The following is a 14,402-nucleotide window of genomic DNA, read 5'->3' as shown; positions in this document are numbered from 1 at the left end:
GCCATAATCTAATACGTAAACACTACGAGTGGATGCGATGTCTAGTGAAGGCTATCATGAACCTCTCGGAGGATTAACTTCCCACACACGTATCATGGATCAAGCCATTGTTTCTCTCATGGTTCTAGAATGGATTCGGCGTAATGACCCAGGTTTTGATAAAGAATTGCGAGAATATCTTTTTACCGATAAGCCTATTGTCGATCTTCATTCCAAGGATTAAGTCATTTTAGCGTAAGCATTTTGCAATTGCTTAATTTCTTGGAGCGCCACCTTGAATCGGTTATCGATCTCTGCAGGGTCGTCGCAGTTTAATTTCAGTGCCCTCTCTAAAAAACTAAAGGCCCGTTTCAACCGCGGTGTAGGGCAATAAATAACACAAACCAACCATACAAACGATGGACAAGCTTAAGCAGCTTAGTCCTGTTGTTTTCTTGATACAACTTTTGCAAGGCTTCCTCTTAAATTAACAATTCGTTTATCAAATCTTTCAAAATACTTTTTACTTTTTGGAGGTCGGCATCCATTAATTGGATGCCTAACTCTAAATCAATAATTTTTTCATTTTGGTAAAAATGTTCTTTTAAAGGATCAACACGTTTTATTCTTTTCCTCTTAAACACCAAACGATTGATTATTGCCCGGACTTAATGACGTATTACTTAATGACGTATTAATAGATGAAATCAAAAGATTGGACCTTAGCAGCTTCTAAATCCTCTTTTCCCAGTTTAACCACGAAAGGTTGATAACCAAGACTAGTTAGCTTTTCTTTTACTGCAATATTGTGTGGTAGGATCGTCTTCAATCACTAATATGCGCACAGGAAACCGGCTGCAGTTCCTAAATAATTTCTTTAGCAATATCAATTTCATCTGGATCTTCAAAATTGATTGAGCTTTGAGAAATCCTTATAGCAATATGACACGTAAAAGTGCTACCGACGCCAACTTGACTTTAAGCCTTTAACTTTAAACCTTTATTTTGTGCCTAATTGTTCGAGGTATAGTTTAACAATATAAAGTCCTAATCCAGTCCCAGGATATTTATTTTCAAAGAAAGGAATCAATCGCGTAAAAGATTCAAAAATTTTATCGTCTCTATTTTCAAGTATACCAATACCAGTATCTGAGATATCAATTTTTAAGTTAACCTGATTTTCTCCCAAGTCCTCTAAAAAGAAAGATACTGTAATTTTTCCCTTATTAGTGAATTTAATCGCATTAGATAACAAATTTAATATAATTCGATGAATCAAAAGCCGATTAGCTACAAACATTAGAAGAAATCGACGAATCATAATGGGTTTCAAGCTTCAGCTGTTTGCCTTCTATGGAAGACATCATGAGTTAGATCAATTCATTTAACAATAACTTAGGACTAAAATCTACTTCTTGATCTGGAAGTTAATGCTGTTCAGTTTTAGCAATGTCAATAATGCCATTTAATAACTCTAATAATTGTTTGCCTGATTGCATAATGTAATCGATGCTTTTTTTGTCTCTTGGGTCGCTCTTAATCTATAACTTAAATTTTCAGCTATACTGATAATACCACTCAAGGGAATTTTTAAATCATGACTTATATTAGCTAAAAAAATTGATTTGGCACGATTAGCAGCTTCTTCTTTTTCTTTAGCTTCTTTTAATTTTTCCTAAATTTTTTTTAATTCCGTAATATCTAGATAATTGCCAATCACCCCAACAATTTGATCGTTTTCATCCCGAAGTGGCATTTTAATACCCATGAAATATAAGGTTTTACTACTGGGAATTGTCACAGTTTCTTCGTAATGTTTAATTTCTCCTGTTTCCATTACGTAACGGTCATTTTCCATGATAACTTTGGCAACATCACCCCAAAAATCGTAATCGGTTTTACCAATAAGTTCTGGAGTCGAGCGTAAGCCAGGGGTTTTCACCATAAAATCATTACAGCCCAAATATCGGCCTTGACGATCTTTCCAATAGAGGCTTCCAGGAGTGAAAACCACTACATTTCGCGGAAAAATCTCGATATTTTTTTCTTATATAAAAAGCACCTTAAATATTTTTTCCTAAAAATTCTTTCATTTCCCTATTTTCCTTATAGTATTTTAATATTAATGTCCCATTGGAGAGACAGTTCTCGAAGAGGCTGTCAGTTCAGACGATTCAATAAAAATCCCTTTTGGATTTTCCATAACAAAACGAAATATTCCAGCTTTTATTTCATCTTCCGATTGTCTTGCAAACTTTTGCGCCAACTCTGAGTCTTAATTTCTTCGTATGTGATCGTATAAAAGTTCAGTTTGGCCATACAGACAGATCATGATTTCGTCAGCGTACCGTTATCCCGGCATTAGCAAGTGCTTTAGCCTGAAGGAAGCTTAATCCCATCAATCCCAACAATATTCCTTGAGGGGACACACTGTACATAGCCTTTTCACCACAGAAATTGATGGGATTACCACCATTTTTGACTACTATCCGGGTATCTAATTCATTTATCATTGCAACGTCTGCATGAATATCCTTTGGGATAACGTCATAGCCTTTAGTAAAAAGTTTGTATTAATTTTAAAAATCGATAAGAATTCTTTATCTCCTGAAGACAAACTAAAAAGCCATTTAGGTGTTTGACTATACTGAACAACTTCCTGCACAGCATTAGACTCGGTAATATCTTTTGAAGTACACCCAACCACAATCGTTGAATGCGCAAACAAATTAGAAAGACTACTTAACTTAGTAATCCCGGAGGGCAACTCAATCATAAGCTCTGGCTTCGCATCATACACCAGGACTTTATATTTCTTTGCTATCTCTAAATTCTTTGCTATCTCTAAAGCAAATCGTTTCCCCATCTCACCAAATCCAGCCACGCAAATAATTGGCTTTCTACCATTCATTACCAAAAGTACTTCAAATTCGATTGTTTTTTTCTACTCTTTCGAAAGCGATCTGAACTACTTGTGAGGATATTCCCGGTTGAAAATAGGATAAGGATACGTCTTAGATTCATCGCCAGAGACGGTCAATTGAGCGCCGATGACGAATTCGGATAATTTGAATACTTCACTGAGCATACAAGGGGCTAAGGTAGTCCTTACATCATTAAAAATTAAAAGAATCGGTTTTTTTCTGTCTGGCAGAAATTGGATTATAAAAGTGATAATGTCTTATCCTAAGCACGCCGTGCTCTCGTACCTATGACTTCGTCAATACCGCCCCATTGGAGAAGTGGCGGTAATGGAATGATATGAAATCCACTTTTTTTCAAGTTGTTCCACAACCGCCAGATAAGTAGAATATGGCTTGCCGAGAATAACCACATTTTTACTTTGTAGGCCATAATTTTTAACCAATAATTCCAAGAGCTGTCAGTTTGTTTCAAGAAGATGTAGGAAAATAATTACTACCATATCATCCAGCTCTGGCTACCATTTAAATTTAGCAATCCCTTCAAGGGTTTTATCGAAATCAAAATCATTTTTTCCTTCATTAGAATTTCCAATCCGAAATCAGGAAAAAAATAGTTGGCGTAGGAAAATTTCAGACTTTTATTTTTCTGGCTTTAATAATTGTTGACGGGAATTTATACAAAGCGTCGACATCCACTGTTGGAACATAATTCCAAAAGGATTGAGTAGATAGGCAGAATTATTAGTTAGAGAAACAAAATAATTCATTAAAAGATTGCGGTGCAAGTGTCCTTTCAACGCTATCATTTTTACTTACCTAATAAAATAAAACTTAATATTTCTTGCTATCTCCCCTCATCTCCCTGCAGAAGATAAATTGGGAACCATTGGTCCGTGCTTGTAGTTAATTAGCATCCCGAATAAATTATTCAGGAAAATAATTAATTATTAATTCTTTCATTGTAATAAAAAATAGTAAATCAAAAATTTAAATTTGTAGAATTAAATGCTCATGAAAATCTGGTACATCTAATGACTCACTATTGTTCGACCTATTTATTAGGAAATAAACAAAAATTATTGTTAGCTAAAAACGATTTAGCAACACGTAAATCTACACGCTCAATTTTATTAGTATCAACTTGCTCTTGAATGCTCTGATTATTTAAAAATTTCAAATGAGACCATAACATCAAAACCACAGCCGTTAACACACCTGCCCGGCATGATATTTGCTAAATTTTCCGAATAAGAAAAATATCCGTCTTGCAACGACGTCTCTACAATAAGTTTGAAACCGAGGTCTGAGAAATAGCTTGAGGCCCCAGCTATGCTTGTGAGAAAAAATATTTTTTTCGCACTCCAATAACTTCTTTTTCTAAGGTTTTGTAAAATAGAAATAATTGTTTTTATCAGCTGTTCGGGGAATTCATTAATATTCTTTCTATAAAAGAAAGTGGTGAGGAGCGTTGCTCCCACCATGATTGAAGATATATTTTGATAATGATGGTCCGACCCTATCTGGATTTGGGTAAAAGTTTCAATCCCCTGAACAGCTGGCAGCCAATTTAAGGTAATAACTATCGACGATGAAAGACAAAGTATCTTCCCAATTAGAGAAGAAATGCCTTACAAAATTCTTTCTATTCTCTTTTTTGGGTAAATTGGGCCAATGGTTCTCGACGTGCTTCAAAAATTCCTCCACAGCTTCCTGAACCATTTCCATTTCTTATTTCTAACCAAAAATTAAAATCATTTAATAATAATTCCAATTTTTTAAATACCTAGAAGAGTCATTTTTATCCTCAAGAGAAGAAATAAAATTTAATGTACTCGCGAAATGGGCAGCTTTATAAACTAAAAAAACTCAATAAAAAAACCTACTACCTCATCAGGAATACCCAAAAAGATAAGGCTTTCGACCGATTTCTGCAAAAAATAAGGCTTGTTAATAGCGACCAAGTGAATATAATCGTCTAACCTAAACCAACCCGGTCCTCTTCTCTTACGTTTCTATAAGGCAGTAAAGAACCGGAGGTTAACACTACATGTTTTAGAAGATCAATAATGGCTTTTCCTGAATCAAAAAAATAACGTTTATTTAAAAAAAAGAGTACTGCTTCAGAAGCAATTAATATAATTGCACCATAAGCAACCCCCCGCTGACTTGCTTCATTTAAAAGCTTGATTAAATACTGGGTGGATTGTAAACCTCCAGCTCGTTCAGCATTAACAGCAGCCAACGCATTTAAAACGGAGGTAGGTAAAGAACAGCCAAACAAACTGCACCCTCGGCAAACGTAGAAAATTTAATATTTGGAATAAGATCCTGAAAAAATAAGAAAGGACCAGCATGATCATCTATAAGACCTAAAAAATTTGATGTCATAACCATTCTCCTTTTAATTATTTCTAAATCTAAAAAAAATTATGGTGTACCACACTACAAATAATGATCAATACAATCAATTTATCCATGCCCGCGCATTGCAGAACATCTGAATCCACAATCCACGAACTCATTTTATTCCATTCTTTTGGATGCCAAGAAAATTGAATTGTACGAAAAACTCGTTCAGGATGAAGCATAAGAATAGTTATCCGACCATCCGGGGTGGTAAGACCTGTGATTCCAGCTAGACTACCATTGGGATTCACAGGATAATCGATGGTAGGAAAGGAATTCCACAAGGATCAATAAAACGCAAAGCAATAAGTTTATTTTTTTATTCGCTGCTCTTGTTCCACTTCAAATACGGCACGTCCTTCACTATGAGAAACTACAATAGGAAGACGACTACCACTCATTCCTTGGAAAAGGAATGAAGGAGATTCAGGAATTTCTATCAAGGAAAGATGTGCTTCGAATTGTTCTGAAGTATTGCGTTCGAAAACAGGCCAATCTTTAGCACCTAGAATTATTAATTTTAAATGGGAAAAAAGCTGGAAACCGTTATAAATGCCTAAAGCGAAACGATCATGACTCTGGAAAAATAAAGCGAATTCATCAGAAATTCTTGGATGCATTAAAATCGATTGTGCCCAGCCACGACCAGCACCTAGTACATCTCCATAAGGAAAAACCTCCACAAGCAGCCAACCCTTTAAAATCACTTAAATTAATCCATTTGTTTAATAAATCACTCATGTGAACATCAATGCTATCAAAACCCGCAAAATAAAAAGCGGCAACCATTTCTCGATAACCATTACTTCCTTGCTCACGTAAAATAGAAACCCGCAGTCGAGCTCCTACGTTAATGTAAGGAAGCGAAACATTTTCTTTATTATCAAAAGTAATTTCTGCTATAAGACTATAAGACTGGGGTGGTCTTTATGTAATAATTTATCAAATTGCTGTTTAGCGCAATCCGGATTATCTCGTAAAGCCTGCAACCGATAACTTGTCTCGCTCCACCATCGATGCAGGACGCTATGACTTTCCTGAAAAACTGTTTTCCTTGGAAATTCAAAATAAATTCATCCGCTTCATTTAGCTCTCCAAGGTATGTGCGCATGTATTTTTAATTCGTATTTTTCTAATATTGTTAATACATCCACAACATTTTCTTTCTTAACTTGAATAACAGCCCCTAACCCTAAGGCCTCAGTAAACATACTCACTATTGGGGAGTTACTACCTAATGATTTTAACTCAATGGTAATTCCCGTGTGAGCGGTAAAAGCTATTTCACATAAAGTTGCTAACAACCCTCCATCGGAACGATCGTGATAAGCTAATAATATTTTTTTACGGCTGAGCGTTTTAATCGCTTGAAAAAATTATGTAATAAGGAAGGGTCATTAACATCAGGCAGTTGATCTTCTATCTCATTATAAACTTGAGCTAAACAAGAACCTCCTAAATAAATGGGCTCCTTTGCCCAAATCAATGAGCGACAATTGAGTCTCGCCCACATCGGTTTGCAATTGCGGAGTAAGAGTATGGCGCACATCTGTAGGTGCCCCGTTGCGGTAATAATTAAGGAAAGCGGTGACACCACACTTCACTTTTGGTTGCCGTCTTGCCAAGAAGAATGCATAGATAAGGAATCCTTACTTACTGGTATACAAATTCCCAACGCGGGACATAATTCTTTCACAACGGCTCGAACGGCTTCATACAAATTTGTCCCCTCTCCTGGAAAATTCGCTGTTGCCATCCAATTCGCCGACAAAACTACTTGGGAAATTTCATCAATAGACGCAACAGCTATGTTAGTGATGGCTTCGCCGACCGCCATTCTCGCCGATGCAACAGGATTAATCATCGCCAGGGGCGCTCGTTCATCCATGGCCAAGGCTTGTTTCCTTGATAACCTACAAAACTATTCGCTGTCACTGCCACATCCGCCACTGGCACTTGCCAGGGCCCAACCATTTGATCACGCAAGACCCCCCCACAGAACGATCACCAATAGTACAATAGTAATTAAAAAACTTTTATCGGCCACCGAGGGATAGTGTAAAACACGTTTAATAGCTTTGGCCCAATCTATCCCCCCCGTAGTATCGAAAAGCGTGGTTCTAGGAGATCGTCGCCGATCTTCTCGCTGCATAGGTGACATGCCTTCAAAAACAATAAGGACAACGGCAACATCAATAGTAGGAGTGTGAAAATAATTGTCATTCACTACCAATTTTTTTGCTGTTTAACATAACCAACGACTTCAAAAGGACATCACTCACGTTCAGCAATAACGCGAAATATCTCTAGCGATTCTGAATTTAATAGCCAGAACAAATCGTTCCTGTGCTTCATTACACCATATTTCTATGGGCGTCATTCCAGGTTCAGAATTCGGAATATCCCACAACTCAAATTCTCCCCACATTCGCTGGCTTCAATCAATTCTGGAAATGCATTTGAATAACCCCCAGCCCCCACATCATGAATGCTCAAAATAGGATTTTTTCTCCCAGAGAAACACATCCATTAATTAATTCTTGTGTCCGACGCTGCATTTCAGGATTCGAACGTTGAACGGACGCAAAATCCAATGCCTCGGTGGCTTCGTTACTACTTCGAGAAAAGGCAGAGCCACCTCCTAAACCAATAGTCATAGCTGGACCACCAATGACTATTAATAATGCTTTTTCTTCAAAAGATTGTTTTTCAACTTGCGAATGGTGAATTTTCCCAATTCCCCCAGCAATCATGATGGGCTTACGATAACCGTAAGAAATAATTTCTCCTTGCGTATCGATTTGTGCATCAAAATTTCCTCTATATTCTAACGTCAGAAAATAACCACAAACATTTGGACGTCCAAATTCATTATTAAACGAAGCCGCACCGATAGGTCCCTGTAGCATAATACCCAATGGAGACGTCAGTGATTTTGGATTTTTAAAATCTTTCTCCCAGGGTTGATAGAAATCAGGAATATGGAAAGGAGATATAGCAGTAGGGTGATTATGCGTTTTCTGCTTTCAAAACGGGATGCAAACATTCTTTTTTGCTTTCATAATGATGCGTGAGAGGGTTAATCTCAAGAAAGTGACTGGCTGAACCTTTGATAATTGCCGCATTATCCCGATACGCTACAAATACTTATTTCGGATTTACTTGATAAGTATGACGAATCATTGCAAATAAAGATTCTTCTTTTAATTGTCCATCGATTCGCCACTTCGCATTAAAAATTTTATCTCGATAATGCTCGGAATTTACCTGAATAAACATCATTAATTCAACGTCCGTCGGATTCCAATTTAATTGATGAAGGGCTTTTAATAAATACTGAATATCTTCATTACTTAGCACGAGACCTAACAATTGATTTGCTTGCAGCAATGCAGCTTTTCCTTTTTCCAGTAAAGGAATACAAACAAAGTTTAAAAGTGGTGGATATTGAAACAATCGAAACAATTCGTTGGAAGAAAGTAAAATTGATTCGATTAATGGATCATATAATTCTAACGCCACCCTTTGAGAATCTTGTTTATTCTTTCGCGAAACTCCCGAAACGCGATAGAAAATCCCCCACTCAATCCGAGTTATGGGAAGTTCGCAATTGCGCGCAATTTCAGAGGCTTTGGATGACCAGGGAGACAGGGTTCCTAAACGAAGGAGTACCCAACATGAAAAAATCTTTCGATAATTTCGGATAATCGGAAAAATGAGCATTTGGCAACAAGCGCTCCAATCGCTCTTGCTCTCCAGGGTTTAAAGGGTTTTTCACATTCAACAAAATAGCCATAAATCGCTTCGACAGCGCTGGCCTTGGGTTGTTTTCTTGCAAATGTTAGAGGACTTGTTGTTGACGAAATGGAGTATAAACCTAAGAACCTTGCAAAAATAGCATATCTGAATCTAAGCTTATAATCTTCATCGATCCGTGATCCGTTCCTTTTGAAAAAAAGGAGAAATAAAGAAATTATAAAGCACCCCTCCTCTCTACGGTAAGAGAGGGGCAGAATTCCTCTTTTTTCATGAATGGAAGAATTTTTTTTTATTTTTTATTTACAGAAATTAAATTCACCTTAAAAATCAGAGTTTCATTAGATGCAATTGCGCTTGGAGCACCTTTGTCACCATAAGCTAATTGGGGTGACACATAAATTTCCCATATTACACCGGGTTTTATATGAACCAATGCTTCTTGCCATCCTTTAATCACAGTCTTTACTGGGAATGTTGCAGGCTTACTACGCTTGTAAGAGCTATCAAATACAGTATCATCTAATAATCCACCTTCAGAATTAACAGTGAGCATGTTATTCAAAGAAGGACTTTCGCCTTTACCTTCGTGCAAGATTTTCTATTGCAGACTATCGGCTAGAGTTTTTATACCAGGTTTATTTTATTAGCGGCAAAAAAGCTTGTCCTTTTTGAGCATTTTGTTGAGCTTCTCTTTTCATCTAAGTCTGCAATTTTGTATTGCTCGCTGCTGGAATTGTTCTAACGTAGTGTGCATTTCTTCGTCAGTCATTTGCGTTTTTTTTACCCGAATAACCGTCGCTTACGGCCTGGGAAGAAAATTTGAGGATTAATTTTAATTTCATGTTTTTGAAAAGCTTTTCCGGTCATAACCCCATGGAATAACTTAACTTATACTGTTCCGTAGTTAACAAACGTTGCCGCTTGCACAGTTGCACCGGCAAGCAGAGTGATTCCTAGGAAGGGTAAAATTAATGGTTTCATTCACTGTCTCCCGAGTTTTTGTTTTTAGCGAGAGGTACATCTTAACAAGGAAAAGCTTTGAATTCACCTTCTCACCTTGAAGATAACCTTTTTAATCCACGCTCCCTTACTCGTATAGAGTTAACGTTGAAATATTATTAGTCTTCCATCGCCATCAAAGAGGTGTTTCCACCAGCGGCTGTTGTATTGACCGTCAACGTGCTTTCTACGCAATAACGAGGCAAATAATGCGGCCCACCGGCTTTAGGCCCTGTGCCGGATAACCAGCTTCCCCCAAAAGGCTGAACACCTACGACAGCCCCAATCATATTGCGATTGACATAAATATTACCTGCATTAATACGACGCTGAATATAATCTATCGTTTCATCGATACGGCTCTGGATGCCAAAGGTGAGCCCATATCCCAAACCATTAATATCGTCTATCACTTTATCCAGATCCTGGCGTCGATATCGCAGAACATGCAAGATAGGTCCAAAAACCTCGTCTTTAATCAAGTTTAAGCTAGATAATTCATAAGCTTGGGGAGCTACAAATGTTCCATGAGTTGCTGCTAGGGGCAAATCAACTTTGTAAATTAATTTCCCTTCTTTTTGCATAAAAGCAGCATGTTTTTGCAAAGTTGCTTGAGCCTTAGCATCAATAACGGGTCCCACATCGGTGGTTAATAACATGGGATCCCCTATTTTAATTTCGGCCATCGCACCTGCTAACATTTTTATTACATTATCGGCAATATCATCCTGAACATATAAAATGCGAAGAGCAGAACAACGTTGGCCTGCGCTATCGAAAGCAGAAACAATCACATCTTGAACCAATTGTTCGGGCAGTGCCGTTGAATCCACTATCATGGCATTAATACCAGATGTTTCTGCCACAAAGGGGACGATGGGCCCAGATCGATTAGCTAATGTTTTTTGAATATGACGGGCGGTATTATCAGAACCCGTAAATATAATTCCGCTGATTTTGGGATTTTCAATTAATGCTTGCCCTACAGTTCCTCCAGGACTTGGCATTAATTGTAAAATTTCTGCAGGCACACCTGCTTCGTGAAATAAATGAGTGACCTTGGCTGCCGTTAAAGGTGTTTCTCCCGAGGGCTTAGCAATTACGGCATTCCCCGTTACTAACGCTGCAGCGATTTGTCCTGTAAATATAGCTACCGGAAAATTCCAGGGACTAATACACAAGATAATACCGCGACCATTCATTCGCAGCACATTGTTTTCTCCAGTGTAACCCAGAAACACTGTGTCATTTAGCTGTTTTTCACCCTGCTCGGCATAATAACGACAAAAATCAATAGCCTCGCGAACTTCCGATAAGGCATTTTGGAGAGTCCTTCCTCCTTCACGCACAACCAAGGCCATTAATTCGGCTTGATGTTCTTCTAACAAGTCCGCCATTTTTCGCATAATGTTAGCGCGCGCGTCTACCCCTTTCTGATCCCAGGCGGGGAAAGCCGAAGACCCGATTATAATGGCTTTTTCTACATCGGATTCATCTGCTAATTCAATCACACCAATCTGGCGTCGATTATCGGCCGGATCAAAAACAGCTTTACCCTTTTTAATCTCACGTAAGAATGGCGATGCTTGCCACGTTTTTTCTAGTGCATTATGGATCGATTCAGCTAGAGGTTTTAATTCCGCATAATTGCTTAAATCTCTTCCTATTGAATTTAATCGCGCTTTAGCAAAGAGATTCCTAGGCAAGGGAATCTTAGGATTAGGAATTTCTCCCAACGTCTCAATTTTTTCAACCGGGCTTTTGATCAGGTAGGAAATTGGCACCGTTTTATCCGCGATTCGATTGACAAACGAACTATTAGCTCCATTTTCTAATAATCGCCGAACGAGATAAGGCAGCAAATCTTCATAATACCCTACCGGCGCATAAATTCGGCAGGGCAGATTTAATTTTGTAACGACATAATGATGTAAAGCCTTACCCATACCCTGTAGATTTTGGAACTCAAATTGGTAATCCTCATAACGAGGATCCATTAGTGTTAAAATCGCTGCAACCGAATAGGCGTTATGAGTAGCAAATTGCGGATAAAGAGCGTCTTGAGCACTTAACATCTTCTTTGCGCAAGCAATATAAGAAATATCCGTATTCACTTTCCGCGTAAAAACAGGGTAATTAATCAATCCTTCCATTTGAGTTAGCTTTATTTCGGAATCCCAATAAGCTCCCTTCACCAGACGAACGGGAATACGGCGTTTTTGTTGGTGGCTCAATTCAATTAACCATTCAATTAATGGCAAAGCGCGCTTTTGATAAGCTTGGACAGCGAGGCCAAGACCTTCCCATCCAGAAAAAGCATTGTCTGTGAATAATCCTTTGAAAATGTCCAGGCACATATCTAATCGATCGGCTTCTTCCGCGTCAATAGTCATGCCAATTTTCTGTGCTTTTGCATGCAGAACCAATTCTTTTACGCGTTCAATTAAAAAAGGTACTGCTTCTTCGCGTTTTTTAAAATCATAGCGAGGATACAATGCAGATAATTTAACGGAAATACTCGGCGCTTCGTAAATGTTTTGTGTGTCGTGACTTTTTCCTAAAGCGCTAATGGCATAATAATAGGAATCATAATATCGATCAGCATCGCTCTGCGTTCGTGCCACTTCGCCCAACATGTCGTAAGAATATCGAAAACCCTCTTTTAAAGCGATCTGCGAGCGCTTAATAGCCTCTTCAATAGTACGGCCTAAAACAAAATGCTCGCTCATTAATTTCATTGCTTCACGGATCGCTTTGCGAATAACAGGTTCGCCACTTTTTCGGATGAGATTACTCCAAATGGTTTTTAATTGTCCGTCTTTTTCTTTTTTTAATATTTTTCCTGAAAGCGCTAATCCCCATCTAGCAAAATTCACAAAGGCGGATTCACTCGCACCCACATATTTATTCCATTCCGCACTGATCAATTTATCCCGAATTAATAAATTTTCAGTTTGTTTATCTGGGACACGTAATAAAGCTTCCGCAAGACACATTAATAAAATTCCTTCCTCGGTAGAAAGGTCATAATGCATCATAAAGCCTTCGATACCACCCTTCTCTTTTTCCTTTTCCCGCACGGCGATGACTAATTTTTCTGCCAATTGACTCACAGCACGTTCAATGGCTGGGGTAAAATTAATCAATTCCAATAATTGCTTTATACGAGCAGTTTCATCCATTCGATAGGCTTCATTTAATGTCGGCCGTATCCAGTCAGGATCGAATGGTTTCTCAAAAAAAAGTTGGGTTATATCAGTCATGCACTCCTAAGCCCTTAGCTTTTCTCAAAACGTCTAATACTCGCCTGAAATTCTTTTTCTGCCGCATCCTTATCCTCCCAGCCTTTCACTTTGACCCATTTATTAGTGGGCTCCAAATCTTTATAGTGTTCGAAGAAATAGGCGATGATATCAAGTAGGAAAGGGGATACATCTTTAATAGATTGAATAGATTCATATTCTCTGCAGGCTTTAGCGAGAGGAAATGTTAAAATTTTACTATCTTTCCCAGCTTCATCTTCCATTCGCATCAAACCTACCGCTCGAACACGCATCAACGTTCCGGGCTGTAGGGGCACTGGCGTCATTACTAACACATCGAGGGGGTCACCATCTTCCGCTAGGGTGTTTGGTACGAATCCATAATTACAAGGATAGCGCATGGCCGTAGGGATAAATCGGTCAACGGTCAAAAACCGAAATTCTTTATTGTATTCATACTTAACTTCGCCTCCGTTCATAGGAATTTCAATAATTGTATTAAAATTATTGATATCCTTACCTACTGAAACCGTAAGTGTCATGACCATTCCTTACTAAATCTAAATGAAGAACGGCCGATAGTATATCAGGTTTAAAAACCCGATGAAGTAAAATCACAAACCGCCAGCGTATCAACCGGAGGGAATCACTGAAAACTCCAATTCCATTTGAATTTTCATCTCCACTATGATAGGGATCTTCTCTAAAGATGCGGATTTGTTATGCGGCAAAAGAATAGTCAACAATCGAGAGCGCGATCTGATTTTTTTTAACCTTCTCCTCGATCGAAGATTTAGAACTTTCTCCTCTAATTTTTACTACTGAACAATTGGAAAATCGTATTTTAGAGTTTATTCAAAAGACTGATGAAGTAATCAAAACAAAATTAGCGCTCTTAAAGAATTTTCTGAGGAGATTGTAATTTACTACATTGGTCGAACTTGTTTATGAAAATTCGAAAGCAAAAAGTATCTGATTCGTCATCCTTGATCATTGACTAGACCAATTTTGGATTAATTAATTTTGAATTAATTATTTGCCAACTCTCTGTGTCCGCTTAAAACGCCATTGA

At 38.0% G+C, this 14,402-nt stretch carries 20 protein-coding genes and 2 pseudogenes; 1 reads left to right on the top strand and 21 read right to left on the bottom strand.

The window, feature by feature from the left end:
- Positions 1-37 precede the first annotated feature (37 nt).
- Positions 38-223: a ferritin family protein gene (locus CleRt_RS02285; protein WP_048875039.1), complete on the top strand. Its 186-nt coding sequence runs from the start codon at positions 38-40 to the stop codon at positions 221-223.
- A 238-nt stretch (positions 224-461) separates the two neighbouring features.
- Here the strand turns inward: CleRt_RS02285 and CleRt_RS09880 are convergent, their stop codons facing one another.
- From CleRt_RS09880 to ppa, 21 genes and pseudogenes are all read right to left on the bottom strand, one after another.
- A complete protein-coding gene (locus tag CleRt_RS09880; protein WP_157870807.1) occupies positions 462-623 on the bottom strand; it encodes a hypothetical protein in 162 nt (53 codons plus the stop codon).
- Between the two features lie 356 nt (positions 624-979).
- On the bottom strand, positions 980-1,312 hold the full coding sequence (locus CleRt_RS02280; RefSeq protein WP_157870806.1) for an ATP-binding protein: 333 nt from the start codon (positions 1,310-1,312) through the stop codon (positions 980-982).
- A 141-nt stretch (positions 1,313-1,453) separates the two neighbouring features.
- Complete coding sequence (locus CleRt_RS13910) at positions 1,454-1,600, bottom strand: histidine kinase dimerization/phospho-acceptor domain-containing protein (RefSeq protein ID WP_157870947.1); 147 nt, start codon at positions 1,598-1,600, stop codon at positions 1,454-1,456.
- 54 nt (positions 1,601-1,654) lie between these two features.
- Positions 1,655-1,993: a PAS domain-containing protein gene (locus CleRt_RS02275; protein ID WP_048875037.1), complete on the bottom strand. Its 339-nt coding sequence runs from the start codon at positions 1,991-1,993 to the stop codon at positions 1,655-1,657.
- A gap of 325 nt (positions 1,994-2,318) precedes the next feature.
- On the bottom strand, positions 2,319-2,492 hold the full coding sequence (locus CleRt_RS09870; protein ID WP_157870805.1) for a hypothetical protein: 174 nt from the start codon (positions 2,490-2,492) through the stop codon (positions 2,319-2,321).
- Positions 2,489-2,890 (bottom strand): NAD(P)-binding domain-containing protein, encoded by a 402-nt coding sequence (locus tag CleRt_RS02270; protein WP_048875036.1) that lies wholly within the window; start codon positions 2,888-2,890, stop codon positions 2,489-2,491. Before CleRt_RS02270 ends, CleRt_RS09870 begins: the two co-directional genes overlap by 4 nt.
- A gap of 651 nt (positions 2,891-3,541) precedes the next feature.
- On the bottom strand, positions 3,542-3,709 hold the full coding sequence (locus CleRt_RS09865; RefSeq protein ID WP_157870804.1) for a hypothetical protein: 168 nt from the start codon (positions 3,707-3,709) through the stop codon (positions 3,542-3,544).
- Between the two features lie 1,169 nt (positions 3,710-4,878).
- The gene (locus tag CleRt_RS02265) at positions 4,879-5,184 is read right to left on the bottom strand and encodes a hypothetical protein (RefSeq protein WP_048875035.1); all 306 of its coding nucleotides are present in this window, start codon (positions 5,182-5,184) and stop codon (positions 4,879-4,881) included.
- Between the two features lie 136 nt (positions 5,185-5,320).
- Positions 5,321-5,992, bottom strand: a pseudogene (locus CleRt_RS11460) (phosphoribosylformylglycinamidine synthase subunit PurQ).
- The gene (locus CleRt_RS13085; protein ID WP_306686793.1) at positions 5,910-6,098 is read right to left on the bottom strand and encodes a phosphoribosylformylglycinamidine synthase subunit PurQ; all 189 of its coding nucleotides are present in this window, start codon (positions 6,096-6,098) and stop codon (positions 5,910-5,912) included. Before CleRt_RS13085 ends, CleRt_RS11460 begins: the two are co-directional and overlap by 83 nt.
- A 293-nt stretch (positions 6,099-6,391) precedes the next feature.
- A complete protein-coding gene (locus tag CleRt_RS11455) occupies positions 6,392-6,613 on the bottom strand; it encodes a hypothetical protein (protein ID WP_235379164.1) in 222 nt (73 codons plus the stop codon).
- Between the two features lie 26 nt (positions 6,614-6,639).
- Entirely contained in the window at positions 6,640-6,858 is a 219-nt protein-coding gene (locus CleRt_RS11450) for a hypothetical protein (protein ID WP_235379163.1), read from the bottom strand.
- A 51-nt stretch (positions 6,859-6,909) separates the two neighbouring features.
- Positions 6,910-7,197, bottom strand: coding sequence for a hypothetical protein (locus CleRt_RS11445; protein WP_235379162.1), 288 nt, complete (start codon positions 7,195-7,197; stop codon positions 6,910-6,912).
- The gene (locus tag CleRt_RS13080; RefSeq protein ID WP_306686792.1) at positions 7,170-7,295 is read right to left on the bottom strand and encodes a hypothetical protein; all 126 of its coding nucleotides are present in this window, start codon (positions 7,293-7,295) and stop codon (positions 7,170-7,172) included. Before CleRt_RS13080 ends, CleRt_RS11445 begins: the two co-directional genes overlap by 28 nt.
- On the bottom strand, positions 7,288-7,536 hold the full coding sequence (locus tag CleRt_RS11440; RefSeq protein WP_235379161.1) for a hypothetical protein: 249 nt from the start codon (positions 7,534-7,536) through the stop codon (positions 7,288-7,290). Before CleRt_RS11440 ends, CleRt_RS13080 begins: the two co-directional genes overlap by 8 nt.
- A gap of 149 nt (positions 7,537-7,685) precedes the next feature.
- Positions 7,686-7,835 (bottom strand): AIR synthase-related protein, encoded by a 150-nt coding sequence (locus CleRt_RS13905; RefSeq protein ID WP_371440247.1) that lies wholly within the window; start codon positions 7,833-7,835, stop codon positions 7,686-7,688.
- Positions 7,802-8,218: a hypothetical protein gene (locus CleRt_RS11435; RefSeq protein WP_235379160.1), complete on the bottom strand. Its 417-nt coding sequence runs from the start codon at positions 8,216-8,218 to the stop codon at positions 7,802-7,804. Before CleRt_RS11435 ends, CleRt_RS13905 begins: the two co-directional genes overlap by 34 nt.
- A 238-nt stretch (positions 8,219-8,456) precedes the next feature.
- Positions 8,457-9,032, bottom strand: coding sequence for a phosphoribosylformylglycinamidine synthase family protein (locus CleRt_RS11430; protein ID WP_235379159.1), 576 nt, complete (start codon positions 9,030-9,032; stop codon positions 8,457-8,459).
- A gap of 325 nt (positions 9,033-9,357) precedes the next feature.
- A pseudogene (locus tag CleRt_RS13900) lies at positions 9,358-10,049 on the bottom strand (FKBP-type peptidyl-prolyl cis-trans isomerase).
- A 137-nt stretch (positions 10,050-10,186) separates the two neighbouring features.
- On the bottom strand, positions 10,187-13,330 hold the full coding sequence (gene putA, locus CleRt_RS02250; RefSeq protein ID WP_048875034.1) for a bifunctional proline dehydrogenase/L-glutamate gamma-semialdehyde dehydrogenase PutA: 3,144 nt from the start codon (positions 13,328-13,330) through the stop codon (positions 10,187-10,189).
- A 14-nt stretch (positions 13,331-13,344) separates the two neighbouring features.
- A complete protein-coding gene (gene ppa / locus CleRt_RS02245; RefSeq protein WP_048875033.1) occupies positions 13,345-13,872 on the bottom strand; it encodes an inorganic diphosphatase in 528 nt (175 codons plus the stop codon).
- Between the last annotated feature and the right edge of the window lie 530 nt (positions 13,873-14,402).

Origin of the sequence: Candidatus Coxiella mudrowiae (assembly GCA_001077715.1) — a bacterium.
Lineage (GTDB): Bacteria > Pseudomonadota > Gammaproteobacteria > Coxiellales > Coxiellaceae > Coxiella > Coxiella mudrowiae.
Note: the sequence above shows the minus strand (reverse complement) of the source record. Positions and strands in the feature narration are given on the sequence as shown.

Excerpts from the sequence above, each read along its gene's own strand:
- CleRt_RS02285 (WP_048875039.1), top strand. The coding sequence starts at position 38 with ATGTCTAGTGAAGGCTATCATGAACCTCTCGGAGGATTAACTTCCCAC.
- CleRt_RS09870 (WP_157870805.1), bottom strand. The coding sequence starts at position 2,492 with ATGATAAATGAATTAGATACCCGGATAGTAGTCAAAAATGGTGGTAAT.
- CleRt_RS02270 (WP_048875036.1), bottom strand. The coding sequence starts at position 2,890 with ATGAATGGTAGAAAGCCAATTATTTGCGTGGCTGGATTTGGTGAGATG.
- CleRt_RS09865 (WP_157870804.1), bottom strand. The coding sequence starts at position 3,709 with ATGATAGCGTTGAAAGGACACTTGCACCGCAATCTTTTAATGAATTAT.
- CleRt_RS13085 (WP_306686793.1), bottom strand. The coding sequence starts at position 6,098 with ATGGTTGCCGCTTTTTATTTTGCGGGTTTTGATAGCATTGATGTTCAC.
- CleRt_RS11450 (WP_235379163.1), bottom strand. The coding sequence starts at position 6,858 with ATGTGCGCCATACTCTTACTCCGCAATTGCAAACCGATGTGGGCGAGA.
- CleRt_RS11445 (WP_235379162.1), bottom strand. The coding sequence starts at position 7,197 with ATGGATGAACGAGCGCCCCTGGCGATGATTAATCCTGTTGCATCGGCG.
- CleRt_RS13905 (WP_371440247.1), bottom strand. The coding sequence starts at position 7,835 with ATGTGTTTCTCTGGGAGAAAAAATCCTATTTTGAGCATTCATGATGTG.
- CleRt_RS11435 (WP_235379160.1), bottom strand. The coding sequence starts at position 8,218 with ATGCTACAGGGACCTATCGGTGCGGCTTCGTTTAATAATGAATTTGGA.
- CleRt_RS11430 (WP_235379159.1), bottom strand. The coding sequence starts at position 9,032 with ATGCTCATTTTTCCGATTATCCGAAATTATCGAAAGATTTTTTCATGT.
- putA (WP_048875034.1), bottom strand. The coding sequence starts at position 13,330 with ATGACTGATATAACCCAACTTTTTTTTGAGAAACCATTCGATCCTGAC.
- ppa (WP_048875033.1), bottom strand. The coding sequence starts at position 13,872 with ATGACACTTACGGTTTCAGTAGGTAAGGATATCAATAATTTTAATACA.